Annotated in this window: 24 protein-coding genes and 1 other RNA gene; 8 read left to right on the plus strand and 17 right to left on the minus strand. The window is 65.7% G+C overall.

Annotated elements, in window-relative coordinates; genetic code table 11:
* Positions 1–50: 50 nt before the first annotated feature.
* The 8 genes from ftsW to rsmH all read right to left on the minus strand — a co-directional run bounded on the left by ftsW (position 51) and on the right by rsmH (position 10,171).
* The gene (gene ftsW / locus ACVILL_RS02090) at positions 51–1,202 is read right to left on the minus strand and encodes a putative lipid II flippase FtsW (RefSeq protein ID WP_456727620.1); all 1,152 of its coding nucleotides are present in this window, start codon (positions 1,200–1,202) and stop codon (positions 51–53) included.
* A gap of 301 nt (positions 1,203–1,503) precedes the next feature.
* A complete protein-coding gene (gene murD / locus ACVILL_RS02095; protein ID WP_456727621.1) occupies positions 1,504–2,904 on the minus strand; it encodes a UDP-N-acetylmuramoyl-L-alanine--D-glutamate ligase in 1,401 nt (466 codons plus the stop codon).
* An 8-nt stretch (positions 2,905–2,912) separates the two neighbouring features.
* Complete coding sequence (gene mraY / locus ACVILL_RS02100; protein ID WP_456727622.1) at positions 2,913–4,019, minus strand: phospho-N-acetylmuramoyl-pentapeptide-transferase; 1,107 nt, start codon at positions 4,017–4,019, stop codon at positions 2,913–2,915.
* A gap of 10 nt (positions 4,020–4,029) precedes the next feature.
* On the minus strand, positions 4,030–5,463 hold the full coding sequence (locus ACVILL_RS02105) for a UDP-N-acetylmuramoylalanyl-D-glutamyl-2,6-diaminopimelate--D-alanyl-D-alanine ligase (protein ID WP_456727623.1): 1,434 nt from the start codon (positions 5,461–5,463) through the stop codon (positions 4,030–4,032).
* Positions 5,460–6,917, minus strand: coding sequence for a UDP-N-acetylmuramoyl-L-alanyl-D-glutamate--2,6-diaminopimelate ligase (locus ACVILL_RS02110; RefSeq protein ID WP_456727624.1), 1,458 nt, complete (start codon positions 6,915–6,917; stop codon positions 5,460–5,462). The genes ACVILL_RS02105 and ACVILL_RS02110 overlap by 4 nt, the downstream gene beginning before the upstream one ends.
* Positions 6,918–6,966: 49 nt before the next feature.
* Positions 6,967–8,712, minus strand: a complete 1,746-nt coding sequence (locus ACVILL_RS02115) for a peptidoglycan D,D-transpeptidase FtsI family protein (RefSeq protein WP_456734145.1) — start codon at positions 8,710–8,712, stop codon at positions 6,967–6,969.
* A gap of 11 nt (positions 8,713–8,723) precedes the next feature.
* Positions 8,724–9,173, minus strand: a complete 450-nt coding sequence (gene ftsL / locus ACVILL_RS02120; RefSeq protein WP_456727625.1) for a cell division protein FtsL — start codon at positions 9,171–9,173, stop codon at positions 8,724–8,726.
* A 2-nt stretch (positions 9,174–9,175) separates the two neighbouring features.
* Positions 9,176–10,171 carry a 16S rRNA (cytosine(1402)-N(4))-methyltransferase RsmH gene (gene rsmH / locus ACVILL_RS02125; protein ID WP_456727626.1) on the minus strand — a complete coding sequence of 332 codons (996 nt, stop codon included), beginning with the start codon at positions 10,169–10,171 and terminating at the stop codon, positions 9,176–9,178.
* Between the two features lie 479 nt (positions 10,172–10,650).
* Here rsmH and ACVILL_RS02130 point away from each other — a divergent pair, with 479 nt between their 5' ends.
* Positions 10,651–11,502 (plus strand): N-acetylmuramoyl-L-alanine amidase, encoded by an 852-nt coding sequence (locus tag ACVILL_RS02130; RefSeq protein ID WP_456727627.1) that lies wholly within the window; start codon positions 10,651–10,653, stop codon positions 11,500–11,502.
* A 261-nt stretch (positions 11,503–11,763) separates the two neighbouring features.
* Entirely contained in the window at positions 11,764–11,988 is a 225-nt protein-coding gene (locus tag ACVILL_RS02135) for a hypothetical protein (protein ID WP_456727628.1), read from the plus strand.
* 86 nt (positions 11,989–12,074) lie between these two features.
* On the opposite strand, the gene ACVILL_RS02140 is transcribed toward ACVILL_RS02135, so the two are convergent.
* Together ACVILL_RS02140 and ACVILL_RS02145 are read right to left on the minus strand one after the other, a co-directional pair.
* Positions 12,075–13,310 carry an RNA polymerase sigma factor gene (locus tag ACVILL_RS02140; RefSeq protein WP_456734146.1) on the minus strand — a complete coding sequence of 412 codons (1,236 nt, stop codon included), beginning with the start codon at positions 13,308–13,310 and terminating at the stop codon, positions 12,075–12,077.
* Positions 13,311–13,402: 92 nt separating this feature from the next.
* The gene (locus ACVILL_RS02145; RefSeq protein WP_456727629.1) at positions 13,403–13,762 is read right to left on the minus strand and encodes a YciI family protein; all 360 of its coding nucleotides are present in this window, start codon (positions 13,760–13,762) and stop codon (positions 13,403–13,405) included.
* Between the two features lie 227 nt (positions 13,763–13,989).
* On the opposite strand from ACVILL_RS02145, the gene ACVILL_RS02150 reads away from it, so the two are divergent.
* Positions 13,990–14,145, plus strand: a complete 156-nt coding sequence (locus ACVILL_RS02150; RefSeq protein ID WP_456727630.1) for a hypothetical protein — start codon at positions 13,990–13,992, stop codon at positions 14,143–14,145.
* Positions 14,146–14,152: 7 nt separating this feature from the next.
* Positions 14,153–14,353 (plus strand): hypothetical protein, encoded by a 201-nt coding sequence (locus ACVILL_RS02155; protein ID WP_456727631.1) that lies wholly within the window; start codon positions 14,153–14,155, stop codon positions 14,351–14,353.
* Positions 14,354–14,524: 171 nt separating this feature from the next.
* On the opposite strand, the gene ACVILL_RS02160 is transcribed toward ACVILL_RS02155, so the two are convergent.
* Together ACVILL_RS02160 and ACVILL_RS02165 are read right to left on the minus strand one after the other, a co-directional pair.
* Positions 14,525–14,956, minus strand: coding sequence for a PAS domain-containing protein (locus ACVILL_RS02160; protein WP_456727632.1), 432 nt, complete (start codon positions 14,954–14,956; stop codon positions 14,525–14,527).
* Between the two features lie 105 nt (positions 14,957–15,061).
* Positions 15,062–15,961 carry a LysR family transcriptional regulator gene (locus ACVILL_RS02165; protein WP_456727633.1) on the minus strand — a complete coding sequence of 300 codons (900 nt, stop codon included), beginning with the start codon at positions 15,959–15,961 and terminating at the stop codon, positions 15,062–15,064.
* A gap of 146 nt (positions 15,962–16,107) precedes the next feature.
* On the opposite strand from ACVILL_RS02165, the gene rnpB reads away from it, so the two are divergent.
* An RNA gene (rnpB, locus tag ACVILL_RS02170) (RNase P RNA component class A) lies at positions 16,108–16,520 on the plus strand.
* A 208-nt stretch (positions 16,521–16,728) separates the two neighbouring features.
* Positions 16,729–16,902 carry a hypothetical protein gene (locus tag ACVILL_RS02175; protein ID WP_456727634.1) on the plus strand — a complete coding sequence of 58 codons (174 nt, stop codon included), beginning with the start codon at positions 16,729–16,731 and terminating at the stop codon, positions 16,900–16,902.
* Between the two features lie 48 nt (positions 16,903–16,950).
* Here the strand turns inward: ACVILL_RS02175 and ACVILL_RS02180 are convergent, their stop codons facing one another.
* Together ACVILL_RS02180 and ACVILL_RS02185 are read right to left on the minus strand one after the other, a co-directional pair.
* Positions 16,951–18,405 (minus strand): GntP family permease, encoded by a 1,455-nt coding sequence (locus ACVILL_RS02180; protein WP_456727635.1) that lies wholly within the window; start codon positions 18,403–18,405, stop codon positions 16,951–16,953.
* Positions 18,406–18,409: 4 nt separating this feature from the next.
* Entirely contained in the window at positions 18,410–19,429 is a 1,020-nt protein-coding gene (locus ACVILL_RS02185; protein WP_456727636.1) for a patatin-like phospholipase family protein, read from the minus strand.
* 234 nt (positions 19,430–19,663) lie between these two features.
* Between ACVILL_RS02185 and ACVILL_RS02190 the strand changes: the two genes are divergently transcribed.
* Complete coding sequence (locus ACVILL_RS02190; RefSeq protein ID WP_456727637.1) at positions 19,664–20,191, plus strand: hypothetical protein; 528 nt, start codon at positions 19,664–19,666, stop codon at positions 20,189–20,191.
* A gap of 61 nt (positions 20,192–20,252) precedes the next feature.
* Here ACVILL_RS02190 and ACVILL_RS02195 read toward each other — a convergent pair whose 3' ends face one another.
* Positions 20,253–20,969: an alpha/beta fold hydrolase gene (locus ACVILL_RS02195; protein WP_456727638.1), complete on the minus strand. Its 717-nt coding sequence runs from the start codon at positions 20,967–20,969 to the stop codon at positions 20,253–20,255.
* Positions 20,970–21,152: 183 nt separating this feature from the next.
* On the opposite strand from ACVILL_RS02195, the gene ACVILL_RS02200 reads away from it, so the two are divergent.
* Positions 21,153–21,896 (plus strand): sulfite exporter TauE/SafE family protein, encoded by a 744-nt coding sequence (locus ACVILL_RS02200; protein ID WP_456727639.1) that lies wholly within the window; start codon positions 21,153–21,155, stop codon positions 21,894–21,896.
* Between the two features lie 148 nt (positions 21,897–22,044).
* On the opposite strand, the gene ACVILL_RS02205 is transcribed toward ACVILL_RS02200, so the two are convergent.
* Entirely contained in the window at positions 22,045–23,844 is a 1,800-nt protein-coding gene (locus ACVILL_RS02205; protein ID WP_456727640.1) for an ABC transporter ATP-binding protein, read from the minus strand.
* Between the two features lie 366 nt (positions 23,845–24,210).
* Positions 24,211–25,800: a DHA2 family efflux MFS transporter permease subunit gene (locus tag ACVILL_RS02210; protein ID WP_456727641.1), complete on the minus strand. Its 1,590-nt coding sequence runs from the start codon at positions 25,798–25,800 to the stop codon at positions 24,211–24,213.
* Positions 25,801–25,835 lie beyond the last annotated feature (35 nt).

The raw sequence follows: 25,835 nt of genomic DNA on the forward strand, positions 1-25,835 counted from the left end.
TGGATGGATTGCTTCGTCGCTTCGCTCCTCGCAATGACGACAAGGGTCACCTACGCGTAGGCGCGCTGGGAGCTCGCGCCCTCCATCGATTCGATCTCGGTGCGCGGCCGCTGCCGCGTCAGCGCCAGCATCATGCCGACGCCATAGGCGAGCGAGACGAAGGACGAGCCGCCATAGGAGATGAACGGCAGCGTCATGCCCTTGGCCGGGATCAATTGCAGATTGACCGCCATGTTGATCGTCGCCTGCACGCCGAACAGGATCGCAAGTCCCGACGCCGCAAAGCGCGAGAACATATCCTCGGTGGCATAGGCGCGGGTCAGCGTGCGGATCACGATGAAGCCGAACAGCGCGACCAGCATCAGGCAGAGGATGATGCCGAATTCTTCCGCCGCGACCGCGAACACGAAATCGGTGTGGCTGTCCGGCAGGCTGCGCTTGGCGATGCCCTCGCCCGGCCCTAAGCCGAACCAGCCGCCGTTCCAGAACGCTTCCATCGCGGTGTCGACCTGGAAGGTGTCGCCCGAGGCGGGATTCATGAAGCGCTTGATGCGGCCGGCGACGTGCGGCACCAGCAGATAGGCGCCGAACAGGCCGGCGCCGGCCGCGCCGGCGAGCCCGAACACCCAGATCATCCGCATGCCCGCGATGAAGAACAGTGCGCCCCAGACGGTGAGGATCAGCATGGTCTGACCGAAGTCGGGCTCCATCACCAGCAGCGTGACCAGCGTCAGCAGCAGCACCAGCGCCATCGAGGTCGCCGGCATCTCCGGCCGCTTGGTCGATTCCGCAAACAGCCAGGCCGCGACGATGACGAAGGCGGGTTTTGCAGCTTCGGAGGCCTGGATGTTGACGCCGAGCAGCGTGATCCAGCGCCGCGAGCCCTTGACCTCGGGCCCGACCAGGAGCGTCAGCACGATCAGCGCGATCGAGACCGCGAACACGATCAGCGCGGTGCGCCGGATCTGCCGCGGCGTCATGAACGACACCCCGATCAGCACGATCAGCGACGGCACCAGGAACATGACGTGGCGGTTGAAGAAGTGGAACGGATCGAGCCCGATCCGGGTCGCCACCGGCGGGCTCGCCGCCAGCGACAGGATGACGCCGGCCAGCATCAACGCGGCGATCGCCACAAGCAGCAGCTTGTCGACGGTCCACCACCAGTCCGAGAACGGGGTGCGTTGGTCACGGGCGAGCATGGGCGTCCCCAGATGGCAGAGATAACGTCCATTCGTGGCGCAGGATGGTTTCCAAGGGGTTAACGGGTTGGGTAACTTTTAAGGGAGGTGAATGGCGCCCCAAGCCCAGCTGTCGTCCTGGCGAAAGCCAGGACCCATAACCACCGCATTGGATTGTGAGAGGGGTCGCGGCCCCAGCGTCCTGCAACAACTGACATTCGGGGTAATGGGTCCCGGCCTGCGCCGGGACGACGATGAGGATGGGTCTCGATTCAAGACGCCAAACAGCGCGGTGTCATCAGCCGCGAAAGCGGGTGAAACGTCACACCACCGGCTTGACGCCGGGCAGCGCCTGAACGATGTCGCGGAAGGCGGTGCCGCGGATTTCGAAATTGCGGTACTGGTCGAACGAGGCACAGGCCGGCGACAGCAGCACCACGGCTTCACTGAGCCCCGACGCTTCCGCATCGCGCGCGGCGCTTGCAATCGCGACGTCGAGCGTGCCGGACATGTCGTGCGGGACGCGCTCGCCGAGCGTGCCGGAAAACTCCGTCGCCGCCTCGCCGATCAGATAGGCCTTGCGGATGCGCGGGAAATATTCAGTGAGGCCCGTGATGCCGCCGGCCTTCGGCTTGCCGCCGGCGATCCAGTAGATGTCGGCGAACGACGACAGCGCGTGCGCGGCCGCGTCCGCATTGGTGCCCTTGGAGTCGTTGACGAACAGCACGTTGCCGCGGCGGCCGACCTGCTCCATGCGGTGCGCGAGGCCCGGGAAGCTGCGCAGCCCGTTCTGCAGCACGTCGGTCGCGACGCCGATCGCCAGCGCGCAGGCCGAGGCGCAGGCGGCGTTCTGCGCATTGTGCAGGCCGCGCAGCGAGCCGATGCCGCCGAGGCGTGCGATCTCGCTGCGCGCCGCGCCTTGCGCGCGCACGATGGTCTCGTGTTCGACATAGAGGCCGTCGGGCAGCGGGTTCTTGACGGAGATGCGCACCACGCGCTTGCCGGCGCGGTCGAGCCGGTCGGCGATGTTGCGGCACCAGCTGTCGTCGACGCCTGTGATCGCCGTGCCGCCCTGCTGCACGCCCGCGACCAGCCGCTCCTTCACCGCGGCGTAATGCTCCAGCGTGCCGTGGCGATCGATGTGATCCTCGCTGATGTTGATCAGGATGCCGACCGAGGGAGCGAGCGAGGGCGAGAGGTCGATCTGATAGGACGACATCTCGATGACGTGGACGCGGCCCATCCGCGGCGGCTCCAGCGACAGGATCGCGGTGCCGATATTGCCGCCCATCTGGGTGCCGTAGCCGGCGACCTTCATCAGATGCGCGATCAGCGCCGTGGTGGTCGACTTGCCGTTGGTGCCGGTGATGGCGACGAACGGCGCGTTCGGCGCGTGACGGCGCCGCTCGCGGCAGAACAGTTCGACGTCGCCGATCACCTCGCAGCCCGCCTCGCGCGCCTTCAGCACGCTCCAGTGCGGCGCCGGATGGGTCAGCGGCGCGCCGGGGGTCAGGATCAGCGCGGCGAAATTCGCCCACGACACGGTGCGCAGATCAGCGGTGGTGAAGCCGGCCTGCGCTGCCTTGACGACGTTGTCGGCATTGTCGTCGGCCGCGATCACTTCCGCGCCGCCGGCCTTCAGCGCGTGGCAGCTCGCAAGCCCGGAGCCGCCGAGCCCGAACACTGCGACCGTCTTGCCCGCGAAGGAAGTGACCGGGATCATGGCGGCGCTCAGCGCAGCTTGAGGGTAGAGAGGCCGGCGAGCGCCAGCATCACCGAGATGATCCAGAACCGGATCACGATCTGCGGCTCGGTCCAGCCCTTCTGCTCGAAATGATGGTGCAGCGGCGCCATCCGGAACACGCGCTTGCCGGTGAGCTTGAACGAGGTGACCTGGACGATGACCGAGACCGCCTCCAGCACGAACAGGCCGCCGATCACGGCGAGCACGATCTCGTGCTTCACCGCGACCGCGGTCGCGCCGAGCATGCCGCCGAGCGCGAGCGAGCCGGTGTCGCCCATGAAGATCGAGGCCGGCGGCGCGTTGAACCAGAGGAAGCCGAGACCTGCGCCTAGCACCGCGCCGCATAGCACCGCCAGTTCGCCGGTGCCGGCGACGTAATTGATCTGCAGATAATCCGAGAACACCGCGTTGCCGGTGAGATAGGAGATCATGCCGAAACTCGCGGCCGCGATCATGACAGGCACAATCGCCAGACCGTCGAGGCCGTCGGTGAGGTTCACCGCATTGCCGGCGCCGACCATCACGAAGGCGCCGAAGATCACGAAGAACCAGCCGAAGTTGATCACGATGTCCTTGAAGAAGGGAATCGCGAGCGAGGTCGAGGACACGTCGCGCCCGAGCCGGACCAGTGCATAGGTGGCGGCGAGCCCGATCACCGCCTCGATCAGCAGCCTGAGCTTGCCGGCGAAGCCGCTGTGTGACTGCTTTGTGACCTTCAAGTAATCGTCGTAGAAGCCGACGAAGCCGAAGCCGAGCGTCACCGCCAGCACGATCCAGACATAGGGATTGAGCGGATTGGCCCAGAGCAGCGTCGACACCACGAGCCCGGACAGGATCATCAGCCCGCCCATGGTGGGCGTGCCCTTCTTGGAGATCAGATGCGACTGCGGGCCGTCGGTGCGGATCGGCTGGCCCTTGCCCTGCCGCAGCCGCAGATGATCGATGATCCAGGGCCCGAACAGAAACACGAACAGTGCGCCGGTCACCATCGCGCCGCCGGTGCGGAAGGTAATGTAGCGGAACACGTTCAGGCCGCTGCGGAATGCCCCAAACCCCGGAACGGTGTTGGACAGTTCGATCAACCAGTAGAACATTCAAAGGGTCCTATACCGCTTCTTCGTGCGCGGCCTTGTCGGGGAAGCGTTTTTCCAGCGCGCTGACAATCAGCTTCATCTTCGATCCCAGCGAGCCCTTCACCATGATCACGTCACCGGCACGGACCGCGGCGACCACCTGCGCTTCGAGCGCCGCCGAACTCTCGGCATAGCCTCCCCGCTTGCCGGTGGAAAGGGCATCCCACAGATTCCGCATCAGCGGACCACAACAATATACGAGGTCGATGCGGTTGGCGGTCACGGCCTCGTTGAGGCCGCGGTGCAATTCCGGCCCGGTCGGCCCGAGTTCGAGCATGTCGCCGAGCACGGCGATGCGCCGGCCATGCGGCCCGGTCTGGGCCTGGCCGAGCACGTTGAGAGCTGCGCCCATCGAGGCCGGGTTGGCGTTGTAGCTCTCGTCGATCAGCGTCGCCTCGCCATTGCCGACCTCGAGCGTGCGGCGGAAGCCGCGGCCGGTCGGCGCCGCGAGTTGCGACAGCGACAGCGCCGCGCGCGCGATATCGGCACCGAGCAGCGATGCCCCGGCGAGCACCGCGAGCGAGTTCATCGCCATGTGGCGGCCGGGCATACCGATCTTGTAGGTGATGTCGTGATCCAGAATATCCGCATGCACCGCCGAGCAGGTCGCATGCAGCGAGAGGTCGAGCAGCCGCGCTTCGGCGCGCTTGTCGGCACCGAACGAAACGATGCGCGAAATGCCGGCCTTCTTCGCCTGCTTCTGCAGCCGGGCGAATTGTTCATTGTCGCGGTTCAGCACGACGGCGCCATCGGGCTCGACGCCGGTGAAGATCTCCGCCTTGGCGTCGGCGATCGCCTCGACGCTGGCGAAGAATTCCAGATGCACCGGCTCGACCGTGGTGATGACGGCGACGTGCGGCCGCACCATCTTCACCAGCGGCGTGATCTCGCCGGCATGGTTCATGCCGATCTCGAACACCGCAAAGCGCGTGCTCGCCGGGCAGCGCGCCAGCGACAGCGGCACGCCCCAGTGATTGTTGAACGATGCCACCGAGGCGTGGGTCTCGCCCTGCGCCGACAATACGCGGCGCAGCGCCTCCTTGGTCGAGGTCTTGCCGACCGAGCCGGTCACCGCGATGATCTGCGCATTGAGCCGCGCGCGCGAGGCATGCGCCAGTTCGACGAGACCGGCGAGCACGTCGTCGACCACCATGAGCGGCGCGTCGGCGGGAAACTTGTCGCGTTGCGCGGTCTCGACCACGGCAAGCGCCGCGCCGGCCTTCAGCGCGGTTTCGACGAAGGCATGGCCGTCATGGATATCGCCCTTGATCGCGAAATACGCCTCGCCCGGTGCGATTGTGCGGCTGTCGATCGAGAGCCCGGTGACGCCGTCCGGCAGCGTGCCTTGCCTCGTGGCGCGCATCGCCGTCGCCATCGCATCCGCGGTCCATAACATCGTGCTCATGCGCCCTCCGCAGCCAGTGCGCTGGCGACCGCCTCGTGGTCGCTGAACGGCAGCGTCGTGTTGCCGACGATCTGTCCGACCTCGTGGCCCTTGCCGGCGACCACCAACGCATCGCCCGGCGCGAGGCCGGCGATGCCGGCGCGGATCGCGGCGGCGCGATCGCCGATCTCGCGCGCGCCCCTTGCGGTGGCCATGATCGCGGCGCGGATCGCCTCGGGCTTCTCGCTGCGCGGATTGTCGTCGGTGACGATGACGTGATCGGCATTCTCGGCGGCGATCGCCCCCATGATCGGGCGCTTGCCGGCGTCGCGGTCGCCGCCGGCGCCGAAGATCACGACGAGCCTGCGCTTGGCGTAGGGCCGCAGCGCCTGCAGCGCCTTGGCGAGCGCATCGGGCTTGTGGGCGTAGTCGACGAAGATCGGCGCGCCATTGTGCTCGCCGACGAATTCCAGCCGGCCCTTGGCGCCCTCGAGATGTTCGAGGCAGCCGACGACCTCATCGGCGGCGCTGCCCGTGCCGATCGCAAGACCTGCCGCGACCAGCGCGTTCTCGATCTGGAATTCGCCGACCAGCGGCAGCCGGACCGCGTATTTGCGTCCGCGATGCTCGATCGCGAGTTGTTGGGCGAAGCCATCGATCGCGGCGTCAGTGAGCTTGATGCCCTCGCCTGCATCGGCGTTGCGGCCGACCGTGATGATGCGCAGGCCGCGCGCCCGCGCCGTATCGATGACTTGTGGCGAGCAATCATGATCGGCCGAAATCACTGCAGCGCCGCCGTCGGCGACGAGATCGCGGAACAACCGGAGCTTGGCGTTGAGGTAATGCGCGACATCGGGATGGTAATCCATGTGGTCGCGCGACAGGTTGGTGAAGCCGCCGGCTGCGATGCGCACGCCGTCGAGACGATACTGATCGAGGCCGTGCGACGACGCCTCGAACGCCAGATGCGTGACACCATCGCCCGCGATCTCGTCGAGCTGGCGATGCAGCGCAATCGGATCGGGCGTGGTCAGCGAGCCATAGACGGTGCGCTTGTCCGAGACGAGGCCGATGGTGCCGATGCTCGCGGAGGAGTGACCGAGCCGCTGCCAGATCTGGCGCGTGAAGGCCGCAACCGAGGTCTTGCCGCTGGTGCCGGTCACCGCCGCGATCGTCGCGGGCTGCCGCGGATAGAACGCGGCGGCGGCAAGCGCCAGCGCACGGCGCGGATTGGGCGTGATGACGAAGGGAGCGCGGGCGTGACCTTGCGGCAGATGGTCGCTGGCCACCGCGACCGCGCCTGCGGCAATCGCCGCATCGACGAAGCGCGCACCGTCGGTCCGGCTGCCGGCGAGCGCGAAGAACAGGTCGCCCGGCTTCACCGCACGGCTGTCGACCGCAAGCCCTCCGACAACGACGGAGGAAGCATTCGGATCGATCGTGGCATCGGCGCTGAAGAGGTCGCGAAGTCTCATGATCTTCCAGTCTGGCCGGCGCCGTTCTGGCGCCGCATGATGTTACGCCTTACTGGGTTGTTCTGGATGCCGCAAGAATAAGGCGGTCGGACGGCGGCAGGTCGAACCGCGGTTCGACGCCCAAAAGCGGCGCAATTCGGGCGATCACGTTGCCGCCGGTCGGCACCGCGTTCCAGCCCGAGGTGATGAAACCGTAGGTTTCCTTCAACGGCTGAGGCTCGTCGAGCATGATCAGCAGCTGATATTTCGGATTGTCGGCGGGCAGGATCGCGGTGAAGGCGTTCAGCACGCGCTTCTTGGCGTAGCGGCCGTTGATCACCTTTTCCGCGGTGCCGGTCTTGCCGCCGATATAATAGCCCTTGACGTCGGCCTTCTTGGCAGTGCCGATCTCGGCGTTGAGCCGCATCAGATAGCGCATCTTGTCCGAGGTCTCGGGCTTGATGACGCGCTTGGCGAGCGCCATCGCCTCCTGCTCGGTGCGCTTCAGGAAGGTCGGCGGGATCAGATAGCCGCCATTGACCAGCGCGTCGATGCCCATCACCGCCTGCAGCGGCGCAACCGCGATGCCGTGACCGAACGAGATCGTGACGGTGTTCAGTTCGCCCCACTTCTTCGGCACGATCGGCGAGGCACTCTCCGGCAATTCGGTGCGCAGCCGCTCGAGCTGCCCCATCTTGCGCAGGAACGCCTTGTGCGCGTCGACGCCCATTGCCAGCGCAATGCGCCCGGCGCCGATGTTGGAGGAATAGTAGAACACCTCCTTCATGTTGATCATGCGGCCCAGATTGTGATCGTCGTGGATCGCGAACTTGCCGTAGTGCAGCGGGCCGCGCGCATCCCACATCGAGTTGAGGTCGAACCTGCCGCTGTCCAGCGCCATCGCCAGCGTGAACGCCTTGAAGGTCGAGCCCATCTCGTAGACGCCGGTGGTCAGGCGGTTGATGCGGTCGGGATCGTGCGCCTCCCTCGGATTGTTCGGATCGAAATCCGGCAGCGACACCATCGCCACGATCTCGCCGGTGCGCACGTTGGAGACGAGGCCGGAGGCGGCCTTGGCCTTGAACTTCTCCTTCGCCTTGAGCAATTCGTCGCGCAGCGCGTGCTCGACGCGCAGGTCGACCGACAGTTCCACCGGCTTCTGCAGCCGGTCGGTGGCGAAGCCTGCGCGATGCAGATCGGCCAGACCGTTACTGTCCAGCCACTTCTCCATGCCGGCGATGCCCTGGTTGTCGATGTTGACCAGGCCGATCAAATGGGCGACCTCGTTGCCGGTCGGATAGACGCGCTTGTTCTCGCGCAGGAAGCCGACGCCGGGAAGGCCGAGGCGATGGATGTCGCTTTGCTGCTTCGGCGTGATCTCGCGCTTCAGCCAGACGAAGCCCTTGCGCGACGACAGGCGGTCGCGCACCTCTGAGGTGTCGAGATCGGGCAGCGCCCCGGTCAGGAGCTCGATCGCCTCGTCCTTGTCGATCAGGCGGCGCGGCTCGGCGAACAGGCTCGGCGCCTTGACGTCGGTGGCGAGGATTTCGCCGTTGCGGTCGGTGATGTCGGGCCTGGCGGTCGCGATCGCGTCCTGCGAGGCGGTGCGCCGCGCGCCATGGCTGTCGGCGCCGATGGCGAACAGCACCAGCCGGCCGGCCAGCACGCAATAGACCGCGGCGAAGGCGAGTATCGCAAGGCCGACGCGCGCGCGCGCTTTCGCGGCACGGTCGACATTGCTGCCGTACAGCAGCGAGCGGATCAGACGCTGGCTCCAGGGCTCGGCGGGTTTGTTGGCGGGCGCCGGATTGGTCATGGCTGGTCCGGTCATTGCTGATCTCCCCCGCCCTGCTCGGAGTCTTCGGGCGCGGGCTGGTCGGCGGCCGGCTGGCCGGTCGCCGGTCTGTCGATCGATCCGGTCGTGCTGTCGGGCGCGGCGGCAGCCTCGATGGTGTCGATCATCGCGCCGATCGGATCGCGCGAACCCGGCCGCGTGAAGCTCGGCGGCCGTTCCGGGAGGTTCTTCAGGAAATCATACTGGTTGGCGTTGAGCGGCTTCAGCGGCAGATGCCGCTCGGCAAGCCCCTGCAATCGCAGCGGCGCATCGAGCTTGGCCCATTCGGCGCGCAAGGCGGCGATCGCGTTGCGCTGCTCGCGGATCTCGGCATTGAGCTGCAGCACGCGTTCGACGCGCGCGGTCGATTCCATCTTGATGCGATAGACGTAGGACGCCGCGAAGATCAGCATGCCGATGACGAGGAGATGGAGAAGGCGCATCGTCACCCTCCCCGCTTCAGGTCAGACAGCCGCGGCCATGACGGCAGCTCGTCGTCGGCATGCGCGGGCGCCGCAGTGCGTTCGGCGGCGCGCAGCTTCGCCGAGCGCGCGCGCGGATTGGCCGATATCTCGGCCTCGCCTGGCACGACCGGGCGCTTGGTCAGGATCCGAAAGCTCGGCGCGGCCTGTGCGACCTCGGGCAGATGCCGTGACCCGGCCGAGACCTTGCCGCGCTCGCTGAGGAAATTCTTGACGATGCGGTCTTCCAGCGAATGGAACGAGACCACGGCGAGCCGGCCGCCTGGCCTCAGCACGCGCTCGGCGGCGGCGAGCGCGCGGTGCAGTTCATCGAGCTCTTCATTGACGAAGATGCGCAGCGCCTGAAAGGTCCGCGTCGCCGGATGGATCTCGTTCGGCTTGGCGCGCACGACCTTGGCGACGATATCGGCGAGCGCCTCCGTCGTCGTGATCGGCGCGTCCTTGCGCGCGGCGGCGATGGCGCGCGCGACGCCGCGCGAATGGCGTTCCTCGCCAAAGATATAGATGATGTCGGCGAGCTGTTTCTCGGATGCGGTCGCGACCACATCGGCCGCGGTCGGGCCGCTCTGGGCCATCCGCATGTCGAGCGGTCCACCCAGCCGAAACGAAAAGCCGCGCTCGGCCTGGTCGAGCTGCATCGAGGAGACGCCGACATCCATCACGACGCCGTCGACGGTTCCCATGCCCTGCGCGGCACAGACCTCGGCGAGATTGGAGAAGCGGTCCTCGACCAGCGTCAGGCGGCCGCCCGCGCCGTCGACCAGATCGAAGCCGCCTGTGATCGCGGTGCGGTCGCGGTCGATGCCGATGACGCGGGTGTCGGCGACGTCGAGGATCATGCGGCTGTAGCCGCCGGCGCCGAAGGTCGCGTCGACATAGATGCCGCCAGCGTGCGGATCGAGATAGGTGACCGCCTCGCGGCCCAGCACGGAAATGTGACGCGGTGCACGCTCGCTCATGCGCCGCCCCCGCGAGGGGCCGCGTGACTGGCATGGAAGCTGGCTGCGCGCCGACTCATTGCGTCTCGAATCCTCGCGCCTTGGCTGTCGATTCCGGTGAAAAAGCCGCCGCGCGATACCAGCGCCAACTCCCGTTCTCGGCCGCAAATCCTGATATCCGACCGGAAATGGGAGCAGTTCCATGGGATTTCGCGCAAACAGCGGGGCTCAGCGTCCTTTGGCCGTCCCCCGAAACCGGTTCGGCACTTCACCTCTCAGTAACGGCACTTAGCGTTAAGAAAACGTTGATGATCGGTTAGCGGAATCGCACGCCTTTGATCCGCATTCGAGTGATGCCCTCGACGCGCCGTCCGGGCATAATGCGCCCCATTGGAACCGCAGGCCGATTGCGGGCCGTCAGGGTAAAGGAATAGTAAACGCCCACTTTGTTTATCCATATGTCAAAATGCTTTCTCCTTGTTCGGGTTTGAGTGATTCGTATGGCTTCTGGTTCGTCCTCGTCCGGCAACGCTGATTCGAAGCGTCAGCGCGTCCTGCCTGTTCCAAAGGGCGTGGCCGACGCGAAGACCTTCACGCCGGATTCCTCGGTCGCCTCCGACGTGATCCCGTCGGTGAACTTCGGCGAGCGCGCCGATGGCCGGCAGCCCGACATGATCGTGCTGCACTACACCGGAATGCCCGACGTCGAGGGCGCGATCACCCAGCTCTGCACCGCCGGCACGGAGGTCTCGGCACATTACATCGTGCTCGAGGACGGCCGCATCGTGCAGTGCGTGCCGGAGAGCAAGCGCGCCTGGCACGCCGGCGTGTCCGCCTGGGCCGGCGAAGACGACATCAATTCCTGCTCGATCGGCGTCGAGATCATCAATCGCGGCCACGATTGGGGCTATCCCGACTTCCCGCTGCGCCAGATCGCGGCGGTTATCGCGCTGTGCCGCGGCATCATGCTTCGCCGCAAGGTGGTCGCGCATCGCGTGCTCGGCCATTCCGACGTGGCGCCGGGGCGCAAGAAGGATCCCGGCGAGAAATTCCCGTGGCACTCGCTGGCCAATTCCGGCGTCGGGCACTGGGTGCAGCCGGCGCCGATCGTGCGCGGCGACGCGCTGCAACTCGGCGCGATCAGCGACAGCGTCTCCAACATGCAGGCCGCGTTCCGGCGCTACGGCTACAACATCCCGACCAACGGCAAGTTCGACGGCCCGACCATGGAGGTCGTCACCGCGTTCCAGCGACACTTCCGCCCCGAGCGCGTCGACGGGATCGCGGACCGCTCGACCATGGCGACGCTGCACGCGCTGCTCGAGAGCCTGCCGCCGGATGCGGCGCAGTAGGCCCGGTGGTGACAAGGCAGGCTCTCTCCGTCATTGCGAGCCAACGGGTCGCGCGAAGGCGCGCCCGATGACGGGCTCCGGGAAGCAATCCATTTCTCCACGCCGGGATAGATGGATTGCTTCGTCGCTTCGCTCCGCGCAACGACGGTTGAGGTCGGCCTGTTACGTGTTCCCTTTCCGACCAAATGCGCGTGCGCGCAAAAGGAACTTTTCACCATGTGCCGTTTTCTTAGTTGGGGCGGTTTGAGTGGAGATTCGTCCATGTTCAAAGCACTCATCGCGGGAGCTGTCGGCATCGGCCTCATCGTCGCTCCGGCAGCCGCAGTCGCCATGTCGACCCAGGGCAAGACTACGTCGACCCAGCACAAGACTCAAAAAGTCCATCATGCGCAGAAGAAGATGGCACCCGGCACCACGACCGGCATGTCGACTGGAAAGACAACCGCCAAATCGACCGGCGACACCAAGGCAAAGACCGGATACTGAGCGCGTTCAACGCCGAACGGCACGCTGACGATCCCTGATTGCAGAGGCGTGCCCGCGCAAACCACGCACGGGATGAGGTGAGTTGTTCACCCCATCTCGGCGATCCTGCGCGCGTAAAGCCGCCGCAGCGGTTCGAGCTGCGTCGCGGCGGTTGCGGCAAGATAGGCCTGCCGCGCTTCCTCCTTGCGGCCGAGGCGGCGCAGCAGGTCGGCGCGCACCGCAGGCAGCTGGTCGTATCCCTTCAAGGTGCCGCGCGCGTCCAGCGCGTCGATCAGATCGAGCGCGCGCGCCGGGCCGTCGACCATCGACACCGCGGCGGCATGATTGAGTTCGATCACCGGCGACGGGCTGATGCGGAGCAGCACCTCGTAGAGACCGGCGATCTGCGGCCAGTCGGTGCCCTTAAAGCTCGGCGCCCGCGCGTGCAGTGCCGCGATCGCGGCCTGCACGGCGTAGGATTGCGGACGGCCCGGCATTCGCAGCGCCTCCTCGACCAGCTTCACGCCTTCGGCGATCTGGTTAAAATCCCACAGCGAACGATCCTGCTCCTCGAGCAGCACGATGTCGCCACCGGCGGTCTGGCGGCCGGCGCGGCGCGCATCGTGCAGCAGCATCAGCGCCAGCAGCCCCTTGATCTCGCCGCGCGCCGGCATCAGCGCATCGAGCAGCCGCGCCAGCCGGATCGCCTCGCGCGCGAGATCCGGCCGCATCAAATCCTCGCCTGCGGTTGCGGCATAGCCTTCGGTGAAGACGAGGTAGATCACCGCGAGCACGCCGGTGAGCCGCGGCTCCAGCGCCTCGCGCTCCGGCACCTCATAGGGAATGCCGGCGAGCTTGATCTTTTGCTTGGCGCGCAGGAGGCGCTGCGCCATCGCATCCTCGCTCACCAGGAATGCGCGCGCGACCTGCGCCGTCGTCAGCCCGCACACCGTGCGCAAGGTCAGCGCGACCTGCACCTCCGCGGCAAAGGACGGATGGCAGCAGGTGAAGATCAGCCTCAGCATGTCGTCGTCGAGCGTCGCATCGGCGGGCTCGGGCAGCGCGTCCGCATCGAGCAGCAATTGATGCGTCAGCTCCTGCTGCTTGCCGCGAAAGCTGGCGGCGCGGCGGACGCGGTCGATCGCCTTGTTGCGGCCGACATTGACCAGCCAGGCGCGCGGATTGGAAGGGAATTCGCCGATCGGCCAGCGCTCGAGCGCGACCGCGAAGGCATCCTGAAGCGAATCCTCGGCCAGATCGAAATCGCCGACGAGACGGATCAGCGTTGCGAGCGCCCGGCCCGCCTCGTCGCGAAACACTTTTTCGATCTGGCTCGGGGTCATGAGTTTCACCGTCATTCCGGGGCGATGCGAAAGCATCGAACCCGGAATCTCGAGATTCCGGGTTCGCTTCGCGCCCCGGATGACCGTTGGTCTTATCGCGGGTTGTCGTAGATCATCACCGGCCTGACTTCGATCGAGCCGGTCTTGGCGCCGGGAATCCGCGCCGCGAGGCTGAGCGCGGTGTCGAGATCCTTGGCATCGACGAGATAGTAGCCACCGAGCTGTTCGCGGGTTTCCGCAAACGGCCCGTCGGTGGTCAGCGTCTTGCCGTCGCGCACCCGCACGGTGGTTGCGGTCGACACCGGCTGCAGCCCGTCACCCGCCTTGAAGTGTCCGCTCTGGATGATCGACTGGGTGTAGACGGCATATTCCGCCGACAGGGCCTTGCGGTCGTCGGCATTCATGCGGCCATATTCCGCGTCGCTCCGGTAGATCAGCAACAGGTATTGCATCTTGAGAACTCCTCTTCATCGGCTGGATCGCCGACATCCAGTCGAACGGGCGACACGCAGGACGACATCGTCAGGATAAATTATTTTGGCCGCCCGCCGTGAATGCCTCGCCGGCCCCGGCGGGCCGGCTTATATTGGATATTCCGATAGTAATCGCCATTATTATTCGTTTGTTAAATTCATGGCAGCGCGTAGCCTTGGCGTCGGGATGCCCGGAGGACTTCGCCATGACACCACTGCCGCAGACAGCAACACGCCTTTCCCGGCTCCTGCTGTCGATGCTGTACCGAATCCTGCGCAGCCGGATCGTGGCGAAGCCGCGCCACCACGCCGGTCAGGTCGCCTCGAGCATCGCCGCGGGCGGCAATCCGCTCGGCGTGTGAGCAGGCGATGCAACGGGGCCCCACGCGCCTGAAGGCGTTGCGTCGGCTGATCGCCGACGAAGGGCTGACCATCGCGATCCTTGCGGCGGTTGGCGCAGCCACGGTGATCGCATTTGGTTTCGGTGCGGAAGCCGACATCGTGGCCTCGATGCTGGTCATCGGCCTCGTGACCGCGCTGGCGGAGACCCGCCTGCGATCGGGAAAGTAACTCCAGCTGCCGTGACCGGTTCCGGAGGGATGACCGAGAACCTGGCATGTGCCTGTAGTCTTATCCGTGTCATTGCGAGCGAAGTGAAGCAACCCATCTGTTCGCATGTGCGGAGCGATGGATTGCTGCGTCGCTACCGCTCCTCGCGAAGACGGCATGGCTTCCCAGCCTTTACGACGATGTCCCGGCCTGCGCGGCGCGGCGCCGCAACTCCTTGAGCTCCTCGAAACGCTTGGTCACGTCGCGCATCACGGCGACGGTGCCGGCGACCTTGTGCGCCGTATCGTGCAGCATCACGATGGTGAATTCAACGGAGATGCGCGTCCCGTGCCTGGTCAGCGCCGGCACCGACAGCAGATCGCCCTGACCGTAGCGGCTCGTCCCGGTCGCCATCGCGTGCCGGAAGCCGGCCCAGTGACGCTCGCGCAGATTCTCCGGAATGATCAAATCGAGCGATTGTCCGATCGCCTCCTCGGCACTGAAGCCGAACATCCTGACCGCGCCGGGATTCCACAAGATGATGCGGCCTTCGACATCGGTCGCAACGATCGCGTCGGAGGCGCCCTTGAGCAACGCGTCTCCCACTTCTGCCGCAATATCCATCGTTTGACCTCCTGCTGATGCCGATCCTGCTGTGAACGCGGACGTTTGCGCTGACAAGCGAAGAAAGCCGATGGAACGGATCGGTGATGCCGATAGCAATCGCGGTCAGCGCCGCCGCCGCGTGGCGGGCTTGGCCCGCGGGAGGTCCGCGCTCGGATTAACCTGGGATGCGGCGAGCCGATGCATGGTCTCGACCGCGCGCGCCAGATGGTCGTCCTGGGCGTCAGCCGGATAGGCGACATAGGCCGGCATCGCAAAGCCAGGTGCACCGGCAACGGCGTGCAGCCGCCGCGCCTTCAGGAGCGGCTCGACGATACGACGCGCAAAGAATCCGGAGCCGCCATTCTCCAAAAGATGCTGCAATCCGAGCCAGCCGATATTCACCGTCAGCGCGGGGCCGGCGAAATTCGGAAACAGCGTGGCGTGACGCGCGTAGAATTCGGGTCCCCAATCGACGTAGACATAGCCGGGCCCCGGCTCCGGCGCGCTCTTCGGATCGGTCGACACCAGGATGAGCTGCTCCTCGAACAGCTGCTCGACCTTGAGGCCGGGGCGGCTCTGTGGCGTGTACATCACGCCAATGTCGATGCGTCCCTCGACCAGCCCCTGCATCAACTCGGGCTCGAGCGCGCTTTCGGCACGGATCGAGATGTCGGGATGCGCCCGCGTCATCAGCGGCAGCCAGCGCAGCAGATACTCTTCCCAAAGTCCGATGCGGCCGCCGACCACCAGCGTCGCGGAAAACCCCTTGGGGATTCCGACATCATGGCGCGCCTGCTCGACGGTGCGGACCAGCACCGAGGCGTGGCGCTGAAACTGCCGGCCCGCCGGCGTCAACGTGGTGCCGGCCTTGTTGCGCACGAATAGCACGCAGCCGAGCTGCTGCTCGAGCGTGTGGATGCGGGTGCTGACGGTCGACTGGCTGACGTGCAGCCGCTCCGCCGCGGTGATGAAGTTGCCGGCGCTCACCACCGTCAGGAACGTCCGGGCCAGTTCGGTATCCATGGCGCCTCGACCTTTGGATCGATCAAATCGATATCAAAGGCCCCTCCTCTGCGAATGTCAAAATCGAGGACCGGCCTGGGCGCTGGGCCAAGGTTAACCATCGCAATCGCTTGACGTGGGCGGCCAAAGCCCGCATGCGTAAGCCGTCAGTCGGCCGGACGGCCGCTCCCGCTGGTGCCGAAAGGCCGCGGGGGAGGAAAGTCCGGGCTCCATCGACATGCGGTGCCGGATAACATCCGGCGGGGGCGACCCCAGGGAAAGTGCCACAGAGAACGAACCGCCCCGCTTCGGCGAGGTAAGGGTGAAAAGGTGCGGTAAGAGCGCACCGCGTTTCCGGCAACGGAAATGGCAGGGCAAACCCCACCGGGAGCAAAACCGAATAGGGACGGCAACGCGGTTAGTTCGCGCATGCGCGATAACACCGCAGGGCGATGTCAGGCCCGCTGTCCGGGTAGGTTGCCCGAGGCAAGGTGCAAACCTTGTCCCAGAGGAATGGCCGTCGCGTACCATTCGCGAGAATGGTGCCCTACAGAACCCGGCTTACAGGCCGGCTGATATCCTGGAGTATGGGGGGCTCGGCGTAACACGCCGGGCCCCTCGCCATTCGGTCGGTCGCTGCACTTGATATGCAGAGATCCGACGCGGCGTTGACCGCTCATCGATTGCCGCTGATGCCTTGCCGGTCCGTAACGCTTCTTGCTTCTGACATCGTGGCGGCGCCAAGATGACATTCCCCATCTCGGGACCCCATTTCGGAAGGATCACCGATGGACCTGCGCAAGATCATCGAGGCTGCGCGTGAAATCAGCGACCAGACCGGTGTCGTCACCTCTGATCAGCTCAACAACCTGTGCCCGAAAGAGCTCTCGCTTGAGGACGTCCAGGCGATTCTCAAGGCGCTGAGAGATGAAGGGATTCGACTCGCGGACAAGGAGACCTGACGAACGGGCGCAGGGCCACACGACGATTCAACCAGGCCCCATGGCGCCCTAGAACGACCCGAATACGGTTCCGATTGCGATCACGGCGGCGAGCCCGATGACGGAACTCACGATCCCGACCATGACAATGTCGAGATAGCTGTCGCGATGCGTGAGGCCGCAGATCGCGAGCAGGCTTACCACCGCGCCATTGTGGGGCAGGATGTCAAGCGTTCCCGAACCGATCACCGCGACGCGATGCAGAAGACCGGGATCGATGCCCGCCTGCGCTGCGAGATCCATATAGGTTCGGCCCAACGCATCGAGCGCGATGGTCAAGCCGCCGGACGCCGATCCGGTCAGCGCCGCGAGCAGGTTGGTCGCGACGGCAAGCGACACCAGCGGGCCGCCTTCGATCTGCAGCACCCACTCGCGCACCATGCCGAAGGCGGGAAGCGAGGCGATCACGGCGCCGAACCCGACCAGGCTCGCGACGCTCAGGGCCGGCAGGACGGACGCGTTGGCGCCGGCGTCCATGGTTTGCCGCAGCGCCGGCAGTCGTGTCCAGTTGCAGAGGATGACGGTCACGATTGCTCCCGCCAATGCGACCACCACCGACCAGACGCCGGCAACGGCAGCCAATGAGGTGTTTCCCCACCGCTGTTCGGCCAGGAACGAGAAATCAAGCCGAGGCAGGATGACGAGCGACATCGCCAGATTGACGGCGACGACGACGACCAAAGGCAGTACGGCGTTGAAGGTGGGGACCTCGGCTTCGCTGTGATGTCCGTGGCGTAACTCCGCCGGGTCGAACTCGCGCGCCGTCGTTGCCCGCTCGCGCACCAACTCATCGTCGGCGGCATCCTCGAGAGCGGATGACGATTCGTTCCCGTAGCCCTCCCCCGCGCTGCGCGCCGATTTCTCCGCGCGCAGCAGCCACCACAATCCCACGCCCAGCATGATGATCGACGCGATGACGCCGAGGCCCGGTGCAGCGAACGGCGTCGTGCCGAAGAAGGGCATCGGGATCGCATTCTGAATCGACGGCGTGCCCGGCAGCGCCGACATCGTGAATGTCGAGGTGCCGAGGATGACGGCCGCCGGCACCAGGCGGCGCGGGATGTCGGCCGCACGAAACAGCGACTGGGCCATCGGGACAATGACGAAGAACGCCACGAAGAGGCTGACGCCGCCATAGGTCACCAGGGCACCCGCCAGCACGACCGCAAGAATGACCCGGCCCTCGCCCACGCTGCGGGTGATGAAGCTTGCGACCGCCGCCACGGCGCCGCTATCGTCCATCAACTTCCCGAACAGCGCGCCGAGCAAGAAAATCGGAAAGAACTGCGCGAGAAACCCCGCCGCGCTACCCATGAAGGTCTGGGTCCAGCTGGCGAGCAACGGCTCGCCGCCGAAGGCCGCAGCCACCAGCGCGCAGAGCGGAGCCAGCAGCAGGACGCTCCAGCCACGGAAGGCCAGGCAAACGAGCAGTCCAAGCCCGACGAGAATGCCGAGAAGCCCCATCGCTTCAGCACTCCGCCAGCAGGATGTCCAGATCGGCCGTCGAGCGCTCGCCAAGATCGGCGCCGTGCCTGTCGAGGAATTCGCCGGCCGCGCGTCGCCCTTCCTCGTGCAGCTTGGTCACGAACGCCCATTCCGCATTGAGTTTGGATGACGACCCGAACGTCGCGAGCATGTCGCTCTTGACGCGATGCGTCCGCATTTGCGCCCAGCGCGCGCCCTCTCCGGTGCCGGGATCGGCAACCTGGCGCAGCAGCGCGATCATGCGCAGTTCCTTTGCCAGCGGCGAATTGAACGAGATTTCGTTCAGGCGGTTGAGAATGTCAGCAGCCGTGCGCGGCTCTTCCGGCCGCTCGCTCGGGTTGATCTGCACGACCACGGTGTCGTGCGCGTCGGTCTCGCGAACCAGCGGCGTGATCGTCGGGTTGCCCGCATAACCGCCGTCCCAGTAGGGCTCGCCGTCGATCTCGATCGCACGGAACATGGTAGGCAGGCAGGCCGATGCGAGCAGCACGTCCGCCGTGATCTCCGCGTTGCGAAAGATTCGTCCGCGGCCCGTCCGCACGCGTGTGGCGGTCACAAACAGCTTGATCGGCGACCGCGCCAGACGTTCGAAATCGATACTCTCGACCAGGATCTTGCGCAGCGGGTTGAAGCCGAGCGGGTTGAGGTCATAAGGCGACAGCATCCGCGACATCAAATCGGTGAAGAGATAGGCCGGAGAACTGTCGAGCGACCATCGCCCCAGGAAGCGATCGAGCGGCGAGCGCTGCAGTGGACTGAATGCGGCGGCGCGCGAGACGTTTCGCCAGTATTTCTCAAGCGCCTCGCGGGCGCCGGCCGCACCGCCCGCGGTCCAGCCGTCCACCAGCACTGCGGCATTCATCGCCCCGGCCGATGTGCCGGAGATACCCGCGATCTGAAACCATGGCTCTTCAAGAAGCCGGTCGAGCGCGCCCCACGTGAATGCGCCGTGCGATCCTCCGCCCTGCAGGGCCAGATCTATGAGCACGGGGCTTCGGTTCATACGACCACATTCACCAGCTGACCACCCGAGGTCCGATTATGTCGCAGTTCGATCGAACATGCGAGACCAAGTTATGGCGTCCGCCTCCGAGAGCAGACCAGTCGGCCCGCCGCGCGCCGTGACGGTCGGCGAGTGGCTGGCAAATTAGCCATCCGACGGCATTGGCGCTATGATCTGCTGGAGCTGGACGTGTCCTTCTGCCCGAGATTCAAGCAATCAAGAGGAGGAGTGGTAATGTCGGTCGCCTGCAAGTTCGAGCGCAGCATTCTCAGCCACGAAGAATATGAGGCCATCCACCTGACGCATCACCCGGCCATCTACGGCGTCGAGGTGGCCGAGCTCGAGGCGATGCGGCCCCGCTTGCGCAAGATGCGTGACAAGGAACGAACGGTCGGCCGGCACAAGCAGCGCGAGAGCCGCGGAAAGGCCGAGCCTCGCGGGACCAGCTTTCCGGGAACCGCCACGCATGCGTCGGAACGGAAGCAGGTGTTCGCGGCGGCGCTGAAGCGGGTGAACACCGAGCTCAGGCGTCAGCACAATCTGGCGGCCCGGACCGCGCATGTCGAAGCCGCCCGCAAGGCGCTCGCGCTGCACCGGGCCGCGAACTTCACGACGCGTCCGCCGGCTGGAGCGACCGCCGGCGAAGGCATGACGCCGAAGCCGAGCGAACGCCGGCGGAAGATCGTTGCAGGCGCGAAAATCGGCCGGGTGTCGCAGGCGACGAAAGTTGCTCAGGCCGTGCGCGACGCGCGTGGTGCATGACCCGAACCAGCGCGTCTGATTGATCCCGGCGATGCCTGGCATCGCCCGGAACAACGGCTCGTCAGGAGACGATTTCCTGCAGCATCGCCATCAGTGCCTCCGGCGCGGTGACGTTCGGCGAGTGACTGGCGTCGATCTCGAAGTAACGCCAGCCGGCCTCATTCTTCGTGCGTTTGGCAAACTGCCGGAACGTGTCGGCCTGCGTTGCGCGGGTGGCGTAGATGTAGCTGCGCGGCAGGCTGGTCTCGCCGTGTTGCAGCCTCAGCTTCTGCTCGAAGCATTTGATCGGCATGTCGACGCGGCGTGCGGTTAGCCATTCGAGATCTGTCGGAGATGTGTCCGGCGGCGTCGGCATCGGCGGAACACGCCAGCCGTCGCCGTCACCCGCGAGCTCACGCATGGTCTCGATGGCCACTTCGTTGAGATCGAACAGCGACTGGCCGTCGCGGGGCACGAAGGCGTCGAGATAGATCATCTGCGCGATGCGCTCGCGGACCCGGTCGGCAACGCCGGTTGCGACCATGCCGCCATAGGAATGGCCGATCAGCACGATGTCGCGCAGATCTTCATAAGAAATGACGTTGAGCATGTCCTGGATATGCGCGTCCAGATCGAGCCCGTGATGCGCAAGGTGCGCGCGCTCGCCGAGCCCGGTGTAGCTCGGCGTGATCAGCCGGTGCCCCGCGGCCTGCATCAGGGGATGCATCTTCTTCCACGCCCATCCTGCCGACCAGGCGCCGTGACAGACCAGAAATGTTTTGGATGAACTCGCCGTCATGGGGATGCTTCCATTCCAATTATCGTTGATGAGCCGCGGTTTTGAATAGTACCTGCGATGTGCGTTGTGTAAACGTTGCGTCAAACACCGCGTCATTCCGGGGCGATGCGCAGCATCGAACCCGGAATCTCGAGATTCCGGGTCCGGTCCTTCGGACCATCCCGGAACGACGAAGGAGAAAAAATGAACCCGGCGAGCTACGCCATCCTGTTCTTCGGCGCGCTTGCCGGCGGTTTCGTCTCCGGGCTGGCCGGCTTCGGCACCGCGCTGATGGCGCTCGGCATCTGGCTCTACGTGCTGCCGCCGACGCTTGCGGTGCCGCTGGTGCTGGTCTGCTCGGTCATCGCGCAGGTCTCGACGCTGCCGACGATCTGGAAGAGCATCGATTTCCGTCTGGTCTGGCCGTTCGTGATCTGCGGCCTCGCCGGCGTGCCGATCGGCATCCTGCTGATCGCGCAGGCCGACCCCGAAGTCTTCAAGCTGACGGTCGGCGTTTTCCTGCTGCTGTTTCCGACCTTGCTGTTCCTGCAGCGCAAACCGATGTCGATTTCGTTCGGCGGCAAATGGGCCGACGGCGCGATCGGATTTGCCGGCGGCATCCTCGGCGGCCTCGCCGGACTGTCCGGCCCGCTGCCGATCCTGTGGGCAAGCCTGCGCGGCTGGGGCAAGCAGCAACGCCGCGGCGTGTTCCAGATCTTCAACTTCACGATCCTGGCGGCCGCGCTGCTGGTCCAGATCGCAAGCGGCCTGGTGAAGCCGGAACTGGTCTGGCTCACGGCCTGCGCGTTTCCGGGAACGCTGATCGGCGCCTGGCTCGGCGCGCGGCTCTATCACGCGCTCAGCGACCGCAATTTTTCCGACGTCGTGCTGGTGCTGCTGTTCCTCTCCGGCGTGGCGCTGGTGTGGAATGGACTCGCGCCGAGATAAAGCGCCGGCGCGCGGCTGACGGACATGATCCATCAGCCACGCGCCGCAAAAGCGCGATGAGGTCAGGGTGCATCGTCATCGCGCTTTAGCTTCTTGTTTAAGCGGTCTTTTCGGAAAACCGCTTCGCACGTTTCCGGACCATGCTGTTTCACTCCGCCGCAGCCTGGCCGAACTCCGTCGCCTGACGCTCGAACAGGCCGCGATAGATGCCGCCGGGTCGCGCGGCCAGCACCTCGTGCGTGCCCTGCTCGACGATCTCGCCGCGATCGAACACCAGGATGCGATCCATGCTGCGCACGGTCGACAGCCGGTGTGCGATCACGATCGAGGTCCGGCCCTTCATCAGCCGCTCCATCGCCTGCTGGATCAGTGCCTCGGATTCCGAATCGAGGCTCGAGGTCGCCTCGTCCAGGATCAGGATCGGCGCATCCGCCAGGAAGGCGCGCGCCAGCGCCACGCGCTGCCGCTCGCCGCCCGACAGCTTGACACCGCGCTCGCCCACCAGCGTGCCGTAACCCTTCGGCAGCCGCATGATGAAGTCGTGCGCATTGGCAAGCCGCGCCGCCTGCTCGATCGCCTCCATGCCGGCGCCCGGCCGGCCGTAGGCGATGTTCTCCGCCAGCGTGCGGTGGAACAGGATCGGCTCCTGTTGCACGATCGCGATCTGGCTGCGCAGCGATTGCTGCGTCGCCCTGGCGATGTCCTGACCGTCGATCAGGATTGTGCCGCCGGAGACGTCGTAGAGCCGCTGCACCAGCTTGACGAAGGTCGTCTTGCCGGAGCCGGAGCGTCCGACCAGTCCGACGCGCTCGCCGGCATCGATGTCGACCGACAGCCCGTCATAGAGCGGCCGCCGATGGCCGCCATAGTGGAACGTGACGTCGTCGAACACGATGCGGCCGCCCTCGATGTCGATCGTCCTGGCGTCGACGGCATCGACAATGCCGAGCGGCTCGCCATGGATCTGCACCAGCTCCTCCATGTCGTTCACCGAACGCTGCAGGTTGTTGATGTGCATGCCGACATCCCGCAGATAGGCGTGGATGATGTAGTAGCTGGTCAGCACATAGGTGACGTCGCCCGGCGTGGCGCGGCCGGCCGCCCACAGCAGGATCGCGCCGCCGATCACCGACGCGCGGAAGCACAGCAGCACCAGTAGCTGTGCCGTCGAGGTGTGATTGTAGCGGAACCAGGTCCGCTGCACCCGCCGGCGCCAGCGGCTGATGACGCCGTCGAGCCTGATATCCTCGCGCGTCTCGGCGCCGAACGACTTCACCACCGCGTTGCAGGTCAAGGCATCGGCCAGGGTGCCGCCGACCTTGGTGTCCCACGCATTGGAGACGCGCGCGGCCGGCGCGACGTAGCGCACCTGGAACACCATGGTCATCGCGACATAGATCACGGAGCCGACGGCGATCACGGCGCCGAGCTGCGGCCAATGCACGCCGAGCAGGATCATCGAGCCGATCAGCACCACGACCGACGGCAACAGCGCCATCAGGATGGTGTCGTTCAGCAAATCGAGCGCCCACATGCCGCGCGTGATCTTGCGCACGGTGGAGCCGGCGAACGAATTGGCGTGCCAGTCGGTGGAGAACCGCTGCACCCGCATGAAGGCCTGCTGCCCGACATCGGACATCGTCTTCAGCGTGAACGGCACGATGGTCTCGATGCCGACCAGCCGCAGCAGCAGCGACAGCGCGCCGAGACCGACGATGGCGCCGAACGCCAGCAGCGCCGCATGGCGTGCGACGGCATCGGTCGCGCCCGCGGTCAGCGCGTCGACCAGATGGCCGGAAAACACCGGCATGAACAGGTCGGCCGCGGTCGCGCCGAGGAATCCCGCGGTCACGGCGGACGCGCGGAGCGGCTGTTCCAGCCAGTGGCGGAACACAAAGGGGAGCACGATCCGGATCGCAGCCGGTCGCTTGGTCGGTAGAGCGGTCATGGCACATTCCGGCCACGCGTCTGTCGCGCCGGCCGGCTCCATCTGAGGCGACGGGCGGGCGGAATCCGGCCGCGGATGTCGCTGAAAACAATCGGTAACGTGTTGGGAAGTTTTGATGATCGGGGATCAGGCCCGATCAGCGCCGGGAGCTAACGCGTGAGCGCGTCCAGCACCTTCGAACGCGGGCGCGCGACCTGCGAAACAAACGACTTCATGCGCATCTCCCCGGTTCGAGTAAGGAAGCGGTGCTCATAAATGCACCACGTGCGATTGGCAAGATGACATCAGCGTGAGTGCGTCAATGTGTCGGCGATATCAGCTATTCACGCGACCGGGTGCAGACCACACGCGCGCGAGGCGATGCGCTCAATGCGCGTCGCCGCCGGCCGCGGTCATCGACGGCGGCTTGTTGACGAACAGCACCAGGAGGCTGAGCGCGACGTAGAACAGCGACAGCATGAAGAAGGCGTCGCCATAGCCCATCACAGCGGCCTGGCGGTGCACGATCTGCGAGAGCTGCTTCATCGCCATGACAGCGGCATCGCCCATGCCCTGCATGCGCTGGGTGAATGTGTTGAGCGTCTCCACAGCTGTCGTGTTGCCCCAGGTGACGCGGTCATGCAGCCGGGAGATGTGCAGGTCGGTGCGGTCGTTGAGCACCTCGTTGATCACGGCGAGCCCGACCGCGCCGCCGAGATTGCGCATCAGGTTGAACAGGCCGGAGGCGTTCTTGACGCGGTCCGGCGGCAGCGTCGCGAGCGCGATGTTGTTGGTCGGCACCATCGCGCACATCATGCCGATGCCGCGCAGGATCTGAGGCAGCAGCAGCTCGTAGAAATCATAGTCGCGGGTGATCCAGGTCATCTGCCACGAGCCGAGCGCGAAGGTGACGAGGCCGAAGGCGATGATGTAGCGCAGATCGACCTTCTGCATCAGCCGGCCGACCACCGGCGCCATGAAGAACATCGTGACGCCGGAGACGAACATGGTCTCGCCGATCATCAGCGCGCTGTAGCCGCGGATCTCCGCGAGATAGCGCGGATAGACGTAAGTGAGGCCGTAGAGCCCGATGCCGATGCAGAACTGCAGCACGCAGCCGACCGCGAAGTTGCGGTTGTTGAAGGCGTAGAGATCGACGATCGGCTCCTCCACGGTCAGCACCCGCCAGAAGAAGGCGACCGCCGAGACGAAGCCGATCGCGGCGCAGACCGCGACCGAAGTGTCCTGCAGCCACTCATATTGCGGACCTTCCTCCAGCACATATTCGAGCGAGCCGAGGAAGCCGCCCATGAAGATCAGGCCCCACCAGTCGAACCGATCGAGCAGCGCGAAGTTCGGCTGATCGAAATCGACCAGCGCCAGCACGCCAACGGTGATGATGACGCCGGGCACGATGTTGATGAAGAACAGCCAGTGCCACGACATCAGGTCGGTGATGTAGCCGCCAACCGTGGGTCCAACCGTCGGCGCCAGCGTCGCGACGAGACCGATGATCGGCGCCACGATGTAAAATTTGCTGCGCGGGAAGATCGTGTAGGCCGAAGCGAACACCGTCGGGATCATACCGGCGCCGAGAAAGCCCTGCAGCGCGCGCCACAGGATCATCTGCTCGATCGTGGAGGCGAAGCCGCAGAGCAGGCTCGACATCGTGAAGCCGAACGCCGAGATCGCAAACAGCAGCCGCGTGCCGAGCGCACGCGACAGGAATCCGGACAGCGGGATCGCGATCACCTCGGCGATCAGATACGCGGTCTGCACCCACGACACTTCGGTCGACGATGCCGACAGGCCGGCCTGGATCTCGGACAGCGAGGCCGAGACGATCTGGATGTCCAGGATCGACATGAACATGCCGAACACCATGATGATGAAGGCAACCAGCCGCTTCGGCTGGATGCGCTCGGACTCCGAAGCGCCGGTCATCATCGAGGGCGAAGCAGTGGTCGCGTCGGCCATGGGCTCATCAAGCTCCGGGCCTCGGACAACGTCCG

The sequence above is a fragment of the Bradyrhizobium sp. USDA 3364 genome, from assembly GCF_054056355.1.

Coding starts and splice junctions, on each gene's coding strand:
- ftsW (WP_456727620.1), bottom strand. CDS start 1,202: ATGCTCGCCCGTGACCAACGCACCCCGTTCTCGGACTGGTGGTGGACC.
- murD (WP_456727621.1), bottom strand. CDS start 2,904: ATGATCCCGGTCACTTCCTTCGCGGGCAAGACGGTCGCAGTGTTCGGG.
- mraY (WP_456727622.1), bottom strand. CDS start 4,019: ATGTTCTACTGGTTGATCGAACTGTCCAACACCGTTCCGGGGTTTGGG.
- ACVILL_RS02105 (WP_456727623.1), bottom strand. CDS start 5,463: ATGAGCACGATGTTATGGACCGCGGATGCGATGGCGACGGCGATGCGC.
- ACVILL_RS02110 (WP_456727624.1), bottom strand. CDS start 6,917: ATGAGACTTCGCGACCTCTTCAGCGCCGATGCCACGATCGATCCGAAT.
- ACVILL_RS02115 (WP_456734145.1), bottom strand. CDS start 8,712: ATGACCAATCCGGCGCCCGCCAACAAACCCGCCGAGCCCTGGAGCCAG.
- ftsL (WP_456727625.1), bottom strand. CDS start 9,173: ATGCGCCTTCTCCATCTCCTCGTCATCGGCATGCTGATCTTCGCGGCG.
- rsmH (WP_456727626.1), bottom strand. CDS start 10,171: ATGAGCGAGCGTGCACCGCGTCACATTTCCGTGCTGGGCCGCGAGGCG.
- ACVILL_RS02130 (WP_456727627.1), top strand. CDS start 10,651: ATGGCTTCTGGTTCGTCCTCGTCCGGCAACGCTGATTCGAAGCGTCAG.
- ACVILL_RS02135 (WP_456727628.1), top strand. CDS start 11,764: ATGTTCAAAGCACTCATCGCGGGAGCTGTCGGCATCGGCCTCATCGTC.
- ACVILL_RS02140 (WP_456734146.1), bottom strand. CDS start 13,310: ATGACCCCGAGCCAGATCGAAAAAGTGTTTCGCGACGAGGCGGGCCGG.
- ACVILL_RS02145 (WP_456727629.1), bottom strand. CDS start 13,762: ATGCAATACCTGTTGCTGATCTACCGGAGCGACGCGGAATATGGCCGC.
- ACVILL_RS02150 (WP_456727630.1), top strand. CDS start 13,990: ATGACACCACTGCCGCAGACAGCAACACGCCTTTCCCGGCTCCTGCTG.
- ACVILL_RS02155 (WP_456727631.1), top strand. CDS start 14,153: ATGCAACGGGGCCCCACGCGCCTGAAGGCGTTGCGTCGGCTGATCGCC.
- ACVILL_RS02160 (WP_456727632.1), bottom strand. CDS start 14,956: ATGGATATTGCGGCAGAAGTGGGAGACGCGTTGCTCAAGGGCGCCTCC.
- ACVILL_RS02165 (WP_456727633.1), bottom strand. CDS start 15,961: ATGGATACCGAACTGGCCCGGACGTTCCTGACGGTGGTGAGCGCCGGC.
- ACVILL_RS02175 (WP_456727634.1), top strand. CDS start 16,729: ATGGACCTGCGCAAGATCATCGAGGCTGCGCGTGAAATCAGCGACCAG.
- ACVILL_RS02180 (WP_456727635.1), bottom strand. CDS start 18,405: ATGGGGCTTCTCGGCATTCTCGTCGGGCTTGGACTGCTCGTTTGCCTG.
- ACVILL_RS02185 (WP_456727636.1), bottom strand. CDS start 19,429: ATGAACCGAAGCCCCGTGCTCATAGATCTGGCCCTGCAGGGCGGAGGA.
- ACVILL_RS02190 (WP_456727637.1), top strand. CDS start 19,664: ATGTCGGTCGCCTGCAAGTTCGAGCGCAGCATTCTCAGCCACGAAGAA.
- ACVILL_RS02195 (WP_456727638.1), bottom strand. CDS start 20,969: ATGACGGCGAGTTCATCCAAAACATTTCTGGTCTGTCACGGCGCCTGG.
- ACVILL_RS02200 (WP_456727639.1), top strand. CDS start 21,153: ATGAACCCGGCGAGCTACGCCATCCTGTTCTTCGGCGCGCTTGCCGGC.
- ACVILL_RS02205 (WP_456727640.1), bottom strand. CDS start 23,844: ATGACCGCTCTACCGACCAAGCGACCGGCTGCGATCCGGATCGTGCTC.
- ACVILL_RS02210 (WP_456727641.1), bottom strand. CDS start 25,800: ATGGCCGACGCGACCACTGCTTCGCCCTCGATGATGACCGGCGCTTCG.